This window comes from Flavivirga sp. 57AJ16, from assembly GCF_028736925.1.
Taxonomy (GTDB): Bacteria; Bacteroidota; Bacteroidia; order Flavobacteriales; family Flavobacteriaceae; genus Flavivirga.
The window spans coordinates 133660-148611 of sequence record NZ_JAQZAT010000001.1; the positions used below are offsets into that span (position 1 = coordinate 133660).

Genomic DNA, 14952 nt, shown 5'->3' on the forward strand with positions numbered 1-14952 from the left:
ATGAGCATTTTCCCAAAAAGAACCATCCCAGGCAAAACAGTTACGATACACTGGAATTTCAACACATCACATTTAAATGGTGCCCACTTGTGCCCATTGGTAAAAATCGGAGTAAAAGACCCCAAAGGCAATATTACTATGCTCTTTGAAGATTATGTTATCGCTTTTCCAGACCAAAAAGAAAGTAAGGAAGAACCACCTCAAAAACTAAAATATTTGAATAAAAACATCCCTCTGTTGGTACTGGCGAATTATCTGGAAGGGTCTTGTAAACGAGAAAAACTCGTTGAAATATTAACCAATATTCAGGCTGGTCGTCATTATTATTTCACATATAATATCCCCCATGATGCACCATTGGGTAAATACTCCCTTATCTCAGAGGTTCATAATAATGGAAGTGTAAAGTATTCCAAGACCCGTCTTGATGATCATTTTTGGGTAGAAAAAATTTCGCTTGCCAATGTAATAGGCAAAGGAAATGAAAGAACCGCTGTAGTCTGTAACCACTCCGAAGAACCGACTCCAGTAAAAATAGTCAGATGTTCCATTGACGTCAATGGGCATATGGAAACCAAAATGGAGGCTTTTGAAATGAATCCAAATGATACTAAGCCTATTTCAATTTCTGAAGAAAAGGTCTTTTTACTCTATAATGAAGAACGGGAAATAGTGGCTTTGACAGAAGAGTTACCCATTTATCTAATAAAAAATCACGAAATACTATCCATCAGTAAAAAAAATGGATTGAACTGCCTTATGGAAAAAGATAGTGATGGAGCCTATTGGCTTTCCCCCGAAGCCAAAAACTTATGGGATAAAGCAGATGGATTGCTCAATAAAAACAGCCTATCCGAAAAAGAAAAGGATGTATTACAGGAAATGGAGGAACAGGGACTCATAAAACAAACTAATCTAAAATGACTAAAAAACAATACCAAATAACGCATGGATACTCCATTAAGGTGCTAATTATCAGAAGCTCTGTAAAAATCACATATGCATTCTTTTTAAGCTTATTTGCAAGTTGCTTTCTTTATTCCCAAAATGGAGAAGTGTTAGGCATAGTCACAGACGATCAAGAAGCACCTTTATTTGGCGCACATATTCAAATAATTGAACTAAATAAACGAACCATTACAGATGAAAAAGGTTCTTTCGGTTTCGATAAACTTTCCGATGGAAAATATAACCTAGAGGTTTCTTATATAGGCTTCGAAACGGTTTATTACACTGCTGATATTACAACGCAAAAACCCAAGGTTCAAATAGATATAAGTTTGAAACCCCAACAGAGCCAACTTGACGAAGTAACGCTCGTGGGAAAATCGAAAACCCAACGGCTAAGAGAAAGTACAGCCAATGTATCGGTATTGCAAACGGAGAACTTCCGTGATAGAAATACAAATACCAGCGATATCGTGAAACAAATTCCCGGGGTAAATGTTCGCCAAACGGGTGGTTTTGGCAGTAATGCCGAAATTTATGTAAATGGAATGACCGGAAAATCTATTCCTTTTTTTTTGGATGGGATTCCTCTCTCTTATTTTGGTTCAGGACTAGGATTAAACGTATTACCAGCAAACCTAATAGAGCAAATCGAGGTCTACAAAGGCGTTGTACCGGTTGATTTAGGTGCAGATGCCCTTGGGGGAGGTATAAATATCATAACCCGAAAATCCTATTCAGACTACTTAGATGTTTCCTATTCCGGGGGATCATTCAATAGCCATAAAGTGAATCTAAACACACAATTGGTAAACCCTAACACTCACTGGATGTTCGGGGTACATTCATTTTTTAACCATTCCGACAACAATTATAAGGTAGCTATTGAAATCCCCGATGCATTCGGAAATCCAATTCCAGCAACTGTCAAGCGCTTTCATGATAAATTCTCTAACTACCTTGTTAATCTTTATACAGGGGTTTATGACAAAAATTATGCTGATCGTTTGGTTTTTAGTGCACGTTATTCAGGACTCAAAGATGATGTTCAGCACAATGCCATTATGGCCCAGCCCTATGGGCAAGTAACCTATGACGAGTCAACTCTAGGTGCTTCTTTAGAATATGAAAAAAAGAAGATTCTAAAGAAAACAGATATAAAATGGTACAGTGCCTACAACCGTACCCGAGGCCATTTTATCGATACCACGCTAAATGCCTACACTTGGGACGGTAAGATATATGACAGACGAACCGATGGTGGAGAGATTTCCACCTCGCGCAATCTTTTAGAGCTCACTTCTCAAAATATCTTGAATCGAGTTAACCTTAACTACCATCCCTGGGAGAAAGGAAAATTCACCTTAAATCTTTTTACCGCGTGGTTTAGAAGGATAGGTGAAGATCCTGTTGCGGCCGAATTTTACGGAGAGGATTTTTTCGCCAATCCAACCCAACTTTTTAAGAATGCTTCAGGTCTTTCCTATGAACATAATTTTTCACAGGATTTAACGAGCTATACGGCCGTCAAGCATTTTTGGTTGAATGCCGATGGATACGCCATACAAAATCTTGAATTCGTACCCAACCAACAAGAAGCATCCAATTTTGGCTTTCTCCAGTTGCTACGTTATCGTATTACAAAATCTTTTCTATTAAAATCTTCCTATGAATATGCAACTAGACTTCCTGATGAAATCGAACTTTTTGGGAATTTTACATTAGTAAGACCCAATCCATTTTTGGAACCGGAACAAAGTCACAATTTCAATTTAGGATTTCAACTGAATACACAAAAATTTAATTGGGATACCAATCTTTTTTACCGTGATACAGATAATGTTATCTGGTTGCGAACCTCCCAGTTTTATGCGCAATACCAAAATCTATTAAAATCACGTACGCTCGGTGCAGATATGGAAGTACGCTATCGCCCATTTAATTTTCTGGATATAAAGGCAAATGCTACCTATCAAGATTTAAGAAACCGTTCACCCAAAAACATTACGGGAGCTGTGGATGATCGTTACTTCAACGCAAGACTACCCAATATCCCTTATTTTTTTGGGAACGGAGAAATACGCTATCATAAAGGCAAATTCCTAAATACAAAAAATAGCGTTTCGGCTTGGTGGTCTGCAAATTACGTCAATGAATTTTATCTCTTTTGGGCGGTAGATGGGAACAAGGATTTCAAGAACACAGTCCCATCCCAATTTATTCAAAATGTGGGAGCTACTTTTTCACATCCCAAAAATCGATGGGCAATTACCACAGAGGTTACAAATATGCTTAACGAAAAAGTATTCGACAACTTTAGCGTACAGCGCCCTGGACGGGCTTTTTACATAACCATTAGAACTTTAATTAATTAAATATTAACATCAAATACACTAAAAAAAAAAATGAAAAAACAATCTTTAAAAAAAATCACTGCACTATCTTTTTATACCTTTTTAATCTTGACCACCATGGGGTGCAGTGATGATGATAATCCCAATCCAGGCAACGGTACCGATCCAGTGACAATAAATTTTGGTCTTACTACTGTAAGCGGTGCATGGCCTAACCAGACTTCGTACATTCAAGGTGTAACGGACTTGGATTTTTCAACCATAGGAAACGACAAAGCATTGGAATTGACTGGAAGTGCAAGTACGGTCTCGTACAATGGGGCATTGTATGCTTCGCCTTTTGGTGCACCCGCTACTCTTGTAAAATATTCGTTCAACGATGATGGTGATACTGTTGAGGAAGAACGGATTGTAGTACCTGGAGCGAATACCTTTTCCACCATTTATTTTGAAAGTGAAACTGTAGCCTACGGTTCTGTTGCTGGCGGTATTTCTAAACTCATCATTTTTAACCCAACTACCATGCGTATTACTGATGAAGTTTCGTTAACACCTATTACAAGTAGATTTCCCGAAACCACCCGTACCTATTATCTGGATATGATGGAACGTGACAATAAACTGTTCATGGGCGTACACTATGAGAACAATTTCGTTCCGGTAAACGATTCTGCCTATGTTGCGGTCATCGATTTAAATAATCGAGCTGTAGAAAAGGTAATCGCCGATCATAGAACGGGGATGGTATTCGGTGGTCAGGCTGCAAATGCGGGAATGGTCAAAGCCTCTAATAACGATATTTATGTGCAGGGCTTGGGGACTACCTTGGACGGTGGTAGCAGTCCCAGTGGTTTATTGAAAATACCTAATGGACAGACCTCTTTTGATCCCGATTATTTTATGGATATGCAAGATGCAACAGGAAATGTATGCTATGGCATCTATCAAATGCCAAATGGTCGTGCCTTTACAGCAAGAGTTGAGGATGCTTCCGACTTTTATGAATATGCTACTGGGCAACCGCAATTCAAATATTTTGAGATTGATATCGAAAATAAATCAAGTTTGGGAGCGGTGCCTGGTCTTCCCACAACCTATGGATCCCGTAGAATGATAATTATTCCTAATACAGATCAGAAACTACTGTTTACAACCGCTACCAATGATGAAAATGCCGTATTCAGTTTTGATACCGCCTCTAACACGTCCAGTAAATTGTTTACTTCTACGGGAGGGTATATAACTGGATTGGAAGATTTGAATCAGAACCAATAACCCCTAACAAACATGCTAGAAGCTAAAGACCTCACAAAAAAGTACGGTGATTTTACTGCACTAGACAGCCTGAACCTAAGCATCCGAGCAGGCGATATTTTTTGCCTGCTCGGAGCAAACGGGGCTGGAAAATCAACAACTATCAACTTGTTTTTGAACTTTATCGAGCCCTCTTCTGGAAAAGCTTTCATCAATGGTTTGGATGTAGAGAAGAATTCTCAAAAAACAAAGCAATGGCTCTCTTACATTCCTGAGAATTTACAATTGTATCAAAACATGACCGGGCTTGAAAACCTGCGATTTTTTTGTGGTCTTCAAGGGGGTAATCAAGATAAGGAAGAATTGGAAACCTTATTGATACAATCGGGCTTGCAAAAGGATTTTGTCCTAAAAAGGGTAAGTAGTTATTCTAAAGGAATGCGACAAAAAGTAGGTATTGCCTTGGCAAGGGCCAAGGGTGCTAAAATATTGCTTTTAGATGAGCCTACATCCGGGTTAGACCCTAAGGCCAGCAATGAATTTTCTGAACTTTTACTCGAAATGAAAGAACAAAAAGTAGCCACTTTAATGGCTACCCATGACCTTTTCAGAGCCAAGGATACAGGAACCCACATAGGGATTATGAAAGAAGGTATCTTGGTCGATAAGATGGAATCAAGTCAAGTTTCTTTTCATGATTTGGAACAAAAATATTTAAGACATATGCACACATAGTATGAAATGAGCCATAACGATTCTTGATACCCATCGAAATGTTCAATGGCGAAATCGCAGATTCATGAACACCTTTAAAAATCAATTATTAAAGATGTGAATAATTACACCTGCCGGCAGGCATGTCTGACCGACTAAAACAATAAATTTAAATAGATGAAACGTCAAGTCTTTTTAATTTCAGGAAAGGAACTTAAAGGTCTGGCAAGACAAAACTCCTTAAAAATTTTATTTACCATCATTATGGTTCTCCTAGGATTTGCACTCTATGCTGGGCATATTGCTTACAAACAGCAAAAAATCATGGTGGAAACGGCTCAAAAGGAAAGAAGGGCCGAATGGTTGGATCAAGGGGATAAACATCCTCATATTGCAGCACATTATGGTACTTATGTTTTCAAACCAAAGACACTTCTTAGTCTTTTTGATTTTGGATTGGATACCTATACAGGAACTTCTGTTTACTTAGAGGCACACTATCCACATGAATTTATGTTCAGGCCTGCACAAGGATATGGCAATATGATTCGTTTCGGAGAATTAAGTGCGGCATTGGTACTTCAATTATTATTGCCCTTACTCATCATATTCATCACTTTTCAAACCTTTACCAAGGAAAAGGAAACGGGAACCCTTAAATTATTGGTCAGTCAAGGAGTTTCAATACGGTCTATTTATTTGGGCAAGGTCTTGGCCTATTCCATAATTGTTTTTACCATAATGGTCCCGTTCTTTACAGGTTTATATATAGTGGGAACCATTGAAAACACCAGTTCTGTGATAACAGATATGGGAGTTCGAGTCTTACTGCTCTTTCTTGTTTACATTGGATATTTATGGGCTTTTACGAATTTTTCAGTTTGGATTTCCCTTAAGTCTTCAAGTGCAAGAAACGCTCTTTTGACCTTATTGATATTCTGGATAGTAACAGGAATCATTATACCAAAGACTTCTGCCAATCTTGGCGAAACCTTATACCCACTGCCATCCATGAAAATATATAAAGAAGCTATCCAAAATGATATTGCAAATGGCATGAACCCTAATGAGACCAAAGAAAAAAGAATGGCAAGACTAAAAGAAGATTATTTACAACAGTATGGCGTTGATTCTCTTAACCAATTGCCTTTGAACTTTGAAGGGATACAGATGCAAGAAGGGGAAGAATATACCAATAAAGTGTATGATTTCCACGATGCAGCCCTTTACAAAAAATTCGAACTCCAAAATAGAGCGGGAAGCTTAATGGGTTTTGTTGCGCCTTATATAGCTGTAAGAAACCTTTCAATGGCATTTGCTGCAACTGATTGGTATAGTTTTAACGATTTTCAAGAAAAGACCAACAACTATCGCCGTCATCTCATACGTTCTATGAACAATGATATGGCCAAGAACTCACGATATGGGGAGTTCTATGAATACAAAGCAGGAAGGAACTTATGGGAAACCATATCAGATTTCAAGTATCTAACACCTAAGGTGACCATGATTTTCAAATACTATGGGATGGAACTTGCTTCATTGTCCCTTTGGGTTTTGATAATGTTCATCCTCATTCCTTCTTCCTCCAAAAATAAGTTTATATGAAGTTGATTTTATTATTATGGCAACGCGAAGGTATTTCCATTATTAGAAATACCTTTCAAATAATCATGTTGTCCACTGTTTTTTTATTGGGCATGTATGCCATCTATTATGGCCATTCCAAAATAACGGAACAGCAAAAAACAATCAAGAATGTCGAACAAATAGAAAAGGAGGAGTTTGAACACTATAAAAAGAGTTTTTACAGAGACCATACATCGGTCAAGGAAAAACAGCTATTCGATATAGCTTCAAAGCCCGCTTATGCCTGGTATCGACATGGCTACCATGCCATCTTAAACCCTCATAGTTTAGCTCACATGTCTTTAGGACAAAGGGATATAGAGCCTTACTATTACAAATTGACAGGAATGAGCCTATATTACCAATTATTTCAAATTGAGTTGGCCAACCCATTGAAGCTATATGCAGGAAATTTTGATCTATCCTTTGTACTTATTTATTTATTTCCATTGCTGATAATAGCTTTCACCTACGGATTATATGCAGAAGAAAAGGAAAATGGCATGCTGCCCTTACTAAGGTTGCAAACCATAGGACTAAGAAAAATACTCTTGATTAGAATGGCCTTTTATTATGTTTTGATTGTCGGGTTAGGAATTCTTTTGTCATCAATTGGCTTTTTGGTTTCAAGTGAGTTGGATGTTTTGTCCATTTTCTTATGGATCTCTGCCATTTTATGCTATCTCAGTTTTTGGTTTGCTTTGATGTTCTTGTTGATCAGTCTTAAAAAAAACTCTTCTTTAACCGCAATTAGTGCCGCTAGCTTATGGCTTCTTTTTTTAATTGTTCTCCCGGCCATATTGAACGTGTATGCAAACCTTGTATATTCAATCGATAATACATCCCTTGCCGAAATCACTAGAAGAAAAGGCTTGGAAAATGAAGATGACGTGAACGAGTCTAAAGCTGTAATCTTTGAATATCTACAGAATCGGAACGACTTAAAGGGAGCGGATTCACTGATCGAGATAAATATTATGGCAAAAGCCTATGCCGCTTTTACGGCGCTTAATGATAACCATCATAGAAAAGAAGTGTCGGACTACTTTGACCAAATTAGATTAAGACAAAAGAGGATTTCTGCATTTCGATGGGCAAACCCAGCAGTAAACACGCAAGGAATTCTTAATGAAATTGTAGAAACAGATTCTGAAATTTTTCAATCCTTTTATCAATCCATTGAGAGCTTTCACAAGGATATTACAAGTTTTTATTTTGATAAACTGTTTTTGAACAAAGAAATAACAAGTAAGGACTACGAAACCCTTCCCAAATTCAATTTAAAAATTGACAGCCAAGATAGAAACCAAAAAATTAGAAATGGCTTCATAGAAATTATGGTCGCCACATTTTTGCTTTTTGGCTTATCATGGATACTTTTCAATAAAACGACTTTCTGAAATGATATTAAAAATTAGACACATAAGAGCATTTCTATAAAATTACAGTACGAAATGAGCATAAACTTTTTTAAACATACCATACCGATATGATTAAAATAAGTTTTTGCGAAACCGAAAGGTTCACGAACACAAAAAAAAATAATATATAGTGAGTAAAACGAAGTGGTTACATCTGTTTATAAGTTTTGTAATCACTTCTTTTTTAATCAATTATATAATTTTAAACAGAAGAAAATTTGAAAAAAAAGCCAGACTTCATCAATGACAATCTTTGGAAACTTCTATTGAAGCTTTCTGTACCCAGCATTTTGGGAATGATGGTGATATCCATCAATGGACTCGTTGATATATTCTACACAAGTTATTTTATAGGAACAGAAGCCTTTACGGGTATATCCATGCTGTTCCCTTTAATGTTGGTTGTCACCAGTGTTACCGTTTTTGTAGCAGCAGGTTCCGCATCTGTCCTTAGTAGAGCCATAGGTGCAAATCAGATGGGAATTCAAAGAAAAATCATCCCAAACATGATGGCCTTGTCTCTTATCGGAGCAGTTATTGTGACCATCCCAGGAATCATTTTTTCAAAAGAAATAGTTTCTGTTTTGGGAATTTCAGGAAAATTATTCACCTACGCTTTAGAATATTATCAGATATATATATTGGGTGCATTATTTAGTATTTATGGATTATCGGCTAATGGTTTAATACGAGCTGAAGGTAAAATAGGACAGGCTATGCGTTTTACATTGGTTTCCGTAGTTCTAAATCTTTTACTAACACCTATATTCATTGGCATTTTTAATATGGGCGTTGCAGGTGCTGCATGGAGTAGTATCACAGCTATGTTCATTTACAGTTTATTGACAGCCTTATATTTTATAAGAGGGAAAGCAACATTTCACACGGGTCGTTTCCGAATAAAGTTGGAATATAAAATCCTTAAAAATGTCTTAAGCATTGGGTTTTCGGCTTTTTCAATGCAATTGTCCAATTTGTTCAGGCAATTTCTACTGTTCAGATTAGTAGTTTTATATGGTACTCTTGAATCCATAGCTTTTTTCAATGCTGCTTTTAGATTGTTCACCTTTTTGGCAATTCCTCTTTTGGGGCTTTACCAATCCATGCAACCAGTTATTGGAATCAATTATGGTGCTAATAAACCGCATAGATGTTTAAAAGGTGTATCTATCTATAGATTAGCAGGAATGGTGCTTGGTACGGCAATGATAATTCCCATACTGCTTTTTCCAGAAACCATCATCAATATTATGTTGCCAAATAAAGAACTTAACGAAGCTGAAATTTTCAATGTACGAATGATAATGGGAATCTTATTGGTTATTCCAATATCTTCCAGTAGCATCATTCTATTTCAATCAATTGGAGAAGCTAAATTGGCTACTATGTTACCTGTTGGGCGTCAACTATTCCTATTTGTACCTATTATATTACTTCTGACCAAATATTTCGGTATTGAAGGTATATACTATGGCCTTGCCCTAGAGAATGTACTTTATGCGTTGGTTCTATGGATTATATCCAGAAAAATACTTCAACGAATCGCATTAAGAGCAGGGCTTTAGATACAGTAATTTATTCTTGTTATTTTGTAGAATGATATTTTTTTGCAACAACATGAAAAACGTGCCAAAACTTTTCTTTTCCGGAAAGAGTCTTGCCATTTTTCGAAGTTTCCTCGAAATATAATAACTCGAACCCTTCAAATAACTTTTTTACGGCTTCCAGATTATGAAAGGTCATATCGCTATTAGAACTCCATGAATCTTTTGGTCCAAAAAAGTGCCCACAAAAAAAACCTTCGGAATTGATACAACTGATGATATTTAACCAAAGTCTTTCAAATTGATGTGGATGGCAAAAGGGTAAGGAAAAAGAAGCATTTACCAAATCGGCCGAAGGAAGTTCTCCCAAACTTTCAAAAGATGAATTTTGAAAATTTAATCGTTCTGGGAGGTTAGAACTTATCCCCTTTTGTAGATGTTGAAAAGAGTTAGGATCCTTGTCGATCGCCAATACATCAAATCCCTTCTCTAACAATGCAAAAGTATCTACACCATTACCACATCCCAAATCAATAGCCTTAAACTCCTTTGAACTACCCTTATTAGATATGATGTTTAGAGTTTGGCTCAATGTATTTGCAGGAGGATGTTTTTCTTTATTTATTTTATCATAATGTGCTTTCCACATCTTGCAATTCTTCTATAATAAGAAACAAAGATAATGAAGTCATCCTTTTTAAAGTAATATATGAACTGTTCTATAGCATGTTATTTTTTGAATAATTTATTTTTGACACTTTACCATATTCGCTTTCACTCAATTATTTCTGCTTTGCCTCTACAAGTCTTCAACGCCCTAAATGCAAATATTAATCCTTTTTATTCAGATTATATTAACATAATTTTTGGTTTATTTTAGTAAGTTTGTGTTAGTGAAAAATGGTGGGTTAAAAAATAGCATTACTTATCTGTTCCTTGTTCTTTTCCTTTCAATGAAAATGGCAGGGCTTCATGTATTATCACATACAGATGATACCGATCATGCATTACATTGTACTGTTTGTGACTATGCCATTACGCATAACTTAACACCCACACTTGCTCCTGATTTACAGGATTTCGCAATTGAAAATCCTGAATTTACTGTTCGTAGAGAGCGTATCAAAAACTACAACTTTATTGCTTTAAGCGACCTTGTTTCTGGTCAACTTTTTTCTCGCCCACCTCCTTCTTTACTATAAGTTTTAATTTCAATAAGTAAAGAAAAATTATACTTCTTATTTATATTTTCTGCTAGTCTTTAAGAGGGCAATATGCTCCATTAAGGATGATAAATGCAGTTTATATAATATCAGGTTTTAATAACTTATATGTTCATGATTGTACTACATATCATGAACATGGGATTCAGTTATTATTTTAAATTTTCTAAAACAGAGCCGCTTTCATGGCCTATTATAGAAATAATCCTGGATGGTCTTTTGTACTTTAAAAGGTCTTCCAACTCTTTACTTGTTGCTTGTTATTTAAAATTCATATTGTCAATACAAAGCCGCAAACATCATGTTTGCTACATAATATAAAAACCAAATACATGAAAAAACTGCCAGTAACTGTATTAAGTGGCTTTTTAGGTGCTGGAAAAACCACGTTACTAAACCATATACTACATAACAAAGAAGGCTTAAAGGTAGCCGTAATAGTCAATGACATGAGCGAAGTAAATATCGATGCCCAATTCATTGAAAATGAAAATACACTTTCTAGAACCGAAGAGAAATTAGTTGAAATGTCCAATGGCTGTATTTGCTGTACTCTTCGAGAAGACCTTATGGTAGAAGTGGAAAAACTAGCTACCCAAAACAAGTTCGATTACTTATTAATAGAAAGTACGGGGATAAGCGAGCCCATTCCTGTTGCCCAGACCTTTACCTTTGAAAGTGAAGATGGGCACATAGACTTAAGTCGTTTTAGTTATATAGACACTATGGTAACGGTAGTGGATGCCTATAATTTCCTAAAAGATTTTTCCAGTCCCGATTATCTTACAACAAGATCACTCACAGACATGGAAGGTGATAATAGAACCATTGTTAATTTACTGACCGATCAAATTGAATTTGCCAATGTTATCATCATTAACAAAATTGATTTAGTTACCAAAGAGCAGCGTGAAGAGCTTCAAGCTATCATTCAAAAACTAAATCCAGAAGCTCGTATCATTCTTGCCAACGAATCAAAGGTTGAATTAAAAAGTGTCATCAATACAAGCTTGTTCAATTACGAAACAGCCGAGGCTTCCGCTGGCTGGATAAAAGAATTGGAGAACGAACACGTTCCAGAAACCGAAGAATATGGGATAAGTTCCTTGGTTTTTAGGAGTAAAAAACCTTTCCATCCCGATCGCTTTTTAAAGTACCTAGATACAGGTTTTCCACAAAATATTATTAGAAGCAAAGGTTTGTTTTGGCTGGCATCCAGATCTAGCCAAGCGTTGGTATGGAGTACCGCAGGAGGTTCATTTAAAGCAGATAATGCAGGGGTTTGGTGGGCTTCCATGCCTTTTGGCGAGCGAATTAACTATGCTGCTTTCAATGAAAATAAAGATCACATTGAATCGGGATGGGATGCTATATACGGAGACCGTAAAATAGAACTGGTCTTCATTGGACAATATTTGGAAAAAGAAAAAGTCACAGACCAATTGAATGATTGCTTGCTTACCGACAACGAAGCACAGCTATGGAAAAGTCAATTGTTCCCTCAAGAAGATCAATGGCCAATAGAGAAATAAAACATGAAATTTTACAACATTTAAGATGGTACAAACAGATAACCTCACATTTCATTATAAAAAAAAGGAATATACTTTCCGCTTTCCTAACATCTCCTTAAAGAACCAGGAAAATTTGCTCATTCTAGGAAAATCGGGCATCGGAAAAACAACACTTTTACATCTTTTAGCTGGCCTGCTAAAACCTGTTAGCGGAACGATAATAATCAATGGAGCACCTATCAACAGGCTATCCCATTCGCACTTGGATACATTTAGAGGGCAAAATATTGGGATGGTATTTCAAAAAAATCACGCAATTAGATCGTTGAACGTTTTTGACAATTTACAGGCACGTCTTTTTTTTGGCAGAAAATCCATTAGCAAACCCTCGATTGATGATTTATTAGAACAATTAGATCTGAGCGACTTTAAAAAGAGCAAAGTAAACGAACTTAGTGAAGGGCAATTACAGCGTTTGGGCTTTGCTTTATCGGTCATACATAATCCTCAGGTTATTTTGGCAGATGAACCTACCTCAAGTTTAGATGATGAAAATTGTAAAATGGTTATGGATTTACTTATCAATCAGGCTAAACGAACCCATGCCAATCTCATTGTTATTACGCATGACCATAGGATTAAACCATTATTTTCAAAAGCCATTACATTATGACTATTTGGAAAATTAGCATACAAAACCTCAGGTCAAAACCATTCTATACTTTTTTAAGTGTCTTCAGTTTGGCTTTAAGTATTGCACTTCTTTTAGGAATCCAACAATTGGAGACGTCCTTTAAATATCAAATGGAAAATAACTTAGGGGATATTGATTTGGTTATTGGTGCTAAAGGAAGCCCATTGCAGTTGGTTTTGGCATCCGTACTGCATATGGACAACCCAACAGGGAATATTCCATATGAAGACGCAAAAAAGGTAAGCAAAAATCCTATGATTAAAAGTGCGGTGCCTATCTCCTATGGCGATAATTACAAAGGCTATAGGATTGTAGGAACGACCAATGAATTTGCAAATTTTTACCATGCAGCATTGGAAAAAGGACAGGCCATAAAAAAATCCATGGAAGTCATACTTGGCCATACAGTTGCCGAAAAACTGCAACTTAAAATTGGGGATACCTTTTTAAGTTCCCATGGGTTGGTAGATAATGATATTGAGAAGCATTCCGAAAGCCTTAAAGTTGTTGGTATATATAAGCCTACCCAAAAAGTAATTGACCGTCTCATCATTACAAACCTAGAAAGTATATGGGACGTTCATCATACCGAAGACGAACATGAGCATGAAGATGAACATGGCCCTGGGCATGAACATAAAGAAAGTCATATCGGGCATCCTGAAGATGTATATGAAGGAAATGAAATAACGTCATTATTAATTTCTTTTAGAAATCCTTCTGCCCTTTTAGCACTTCCTAGAAGAATCAATAAACAAACCAACATGCAAGCAGCATTACCAAAATATGAATTGGACAGATTGTATAAATATACGGGTGTTGGTGTGAAAACAATTTCATGGATTGCCTATATGATACTTGTTATTTCTTGTATGACCATTTTTATAAGCCTTTATAAAATGGTAAAAGAACATGCTTTTGATTTGGCTCTTTTACGCACCTACGGAGCTAGCAATTTCCAATTGATACGCATGGTCGGTTATGAAGGATGCATAATTGGGTTACTGGCATTTTTATTGGGGATTTTACTATCTAAAATGGGACTGTACTTTATGTTTAAAATAGTAGAAACCGAATATAAACAAAACATGCTTCATGAATTGCCATTTACAGAATTCTTGCAAATAGGAGCTTTGGTTCTTATAATGATATTGACATCAATATCATTAGCCATCTATCCTATTATAAAAATGAACATATCAACTATTTTGAGCCATGAAAAATAAAATCCTAATTATCCTTTTACTTCTATCCTGCTCTGTATGCTTTAGTCAACAGAAGGTAACTTGGGAAGATCTGGCTCAGGTAAAATTCTCTGAGAAATTTTTTCCGGCATATGGAGAGTCTTTTTTATATCCAAAATTTTTGCCCTCCGTACAGGCTTTAGAAGGAAAACAAATAACCGTTACCGGGTATTTTTTAAATATAGACCCAAAAGGTGAATTATACATCTTATCCAAAGGACCTATGTCTTCCTGCTTTTTCTGTGGTGTGGGTGGTCCTGAAACAGCTATAGAACTCCAATTTACCTCCAAGCAAACCTTTAAAACCGATGCTATAGTAGCTATTACAGGAACATTGAAGCTAAATGCCGATGATGTAGAACATTTTAATTACATCCTAACAGAATGCAAAGGACAACTTATTAATTAAAAAA

The 14952-nt window shown here is 36.2% G+C and carries 13 protein-coding genes; 12 read left to right on the forward strand and 1 reads right to left on the reverse strand.

All coding sequences use genetic code 11. The features are described from left to right. From PQO00_RS00545 to PQO00_RS00575, 7 genes are all read left to right on the forward strand, one after another. Complete coding sequence (locus PQO00_RS00545; protein WP_274182867.1) at positions 1-924, forward strand: hypothetical protein; 924 nt, start codon at positions 1-3, stop codon at positions 922-924. Then, the gene (locus tag PQO00_RS00550; RefSeq protein ID WP_274182868.1) at positions 921-3323 is read left to right on the forward strand and encodes a TonB-dependent receptor; all 2403 of its coding nucleotides are present in this window, start codon (positions 921-923) and stop codon (positions 3321-3323) included. Before PQO00_RS00545 ends, PQO00_RS00550 begins: the two co-directional genes overlap by 4 nt. A 30-nt stretch (positions 3324-3353) precedes the next feature. Then, a complete protein-coding gene (locus tag PQO00_RS00555) occupies positions 3354-4577 on the forward strand; it encodes a hypothetical protein (protein WP_274182869.1) in 1224 nt (407 codons plus the stop codon). Positions 4578-4589: 12 nt separating this feature from the next. Further along, positions 4590-5291, forward strand: coding sequence for an ABC transporter ATP-binding protein (locus PQO00_RS00560; RefSeq protein WP_274182870.1), 702 nt, complete (start codon positions 4590-4592; stop codon positions 5289-5291). A 156-nt stretch (positions 5292-5447) separates the two neighbouring features. Further along, positions 5448-6878, forward strand: a complete 1431-nt coding sequence (locus PQO00_RS00565; protein WP_274182871.1) for a DUF3526 domain-containing protein — start codon at positions 5448-5450, stop codon at positions 6876-6878. After that, positions 6875-8299, forward strand: a complete 1425-nt coding sequence (locus PQO00_RS00570; RefSeq protein WP_274182872.1) for a DUF3526 domain-containing protein — start codon at positions 6875-6877, stop codon at positions 8297-8299. The genes PQO00_RS00565 and PQO00_RS00570 overlap by 4 nt, the downstream gene beginning before the upstream one ends. Positions 8300-8538: 239 nt before the next feature. Then, entirely contained in the window at positions 8539-9885 is a 1347-nt protein-coding gene (locus PQO00_RS00575; protein ID WP_274182873.1) for an MATE family efflux transporter, read from the forward strand. Positions 9886-9904: 19 nt separating this feature from the next. Here the strand turns inward: PQO00_RS00575 and PQO00_RS00580 are convergent, their stop codons facing one another. Next, a complete protein-coding gene (locus PQO00_RS00580) occupies positions 9905-10513 on the reverse strand; it encodes a bifunctional 2-polyprenyl-6-hydroxyphenol methylase/3-demethylubiquinol 3-O-methyltransferase UbiG (protein WP_274182874.1) in 609 nt (202 codons plus the stop codon). 310 nt (positions 10514-10823) lie between these two features. On the opposite strand from PQO00_RS00580, the gene PQO00_RS00585 reads away from it, so the two are divergent. From PQO00_RS00585 to PQO00_RS00605, 5 genes are all read left to right on the forward strand, one after another. Beyond that, positions 10824-11066, forward strand: a complete 243-nt coding sequence (locus tag PQO00_RS00585) for a hypothetical protein (RefSeq protein WP_274182875.1) — start codon at positions 10824-10826, stop codon at positions 11064-11066. Between the two features lie 353 nt (positions 11067-11419). After that, the gene (locus PQO00_RS00590) at positions 11420-12619 is read left to right on the forward strand and encodes a GTP-binding protein (RefSeq protein ID WP_274182876.1); all 1200 of its coding nucleotides are present in this window, start codon (positions 11420-11422) and stop codon (positions 12617-12619) included. A gap of 25 nt (positions 12620-12644) precedes the next feature. Continuing rightward, entirely contained in the window at positions 12645-13274 is a 630-nt protein-coding gene (locus PQO00_RS00595) for an ABC transporter ATP-binding protein (RefSeq protein ID WP_274182877.1), read from the forward strand. After that, a complete protein-coding gene (locus PQO00_RS00600) occupies positions 13271-14521 on the forward strand; it encodes an ABC transporter permease (RefSeq protein WP_274182878.1) in 1251 nt (416 codons plus the stop codon). Before PQO00_RS00595 ends, PQO00_RS00600 begins: the two co-directional genes overlap by 4 nt. Next, on the forward strand, positions 14511-14948 hold the full coding sequence (locus tag PQO00_RS00605; protein WP_274182879.1) for a hypothetical protein: 438 nt from the start codon (positions 14511-14513) through the stop codon (positions 14946-14948). Before PQO00_RS00600 ends, PQO00_RS00605 begins: the two co-directional genes overlap by 11 nt. Positions 14949-14952 lie beyond the last annotated feature (4 nt).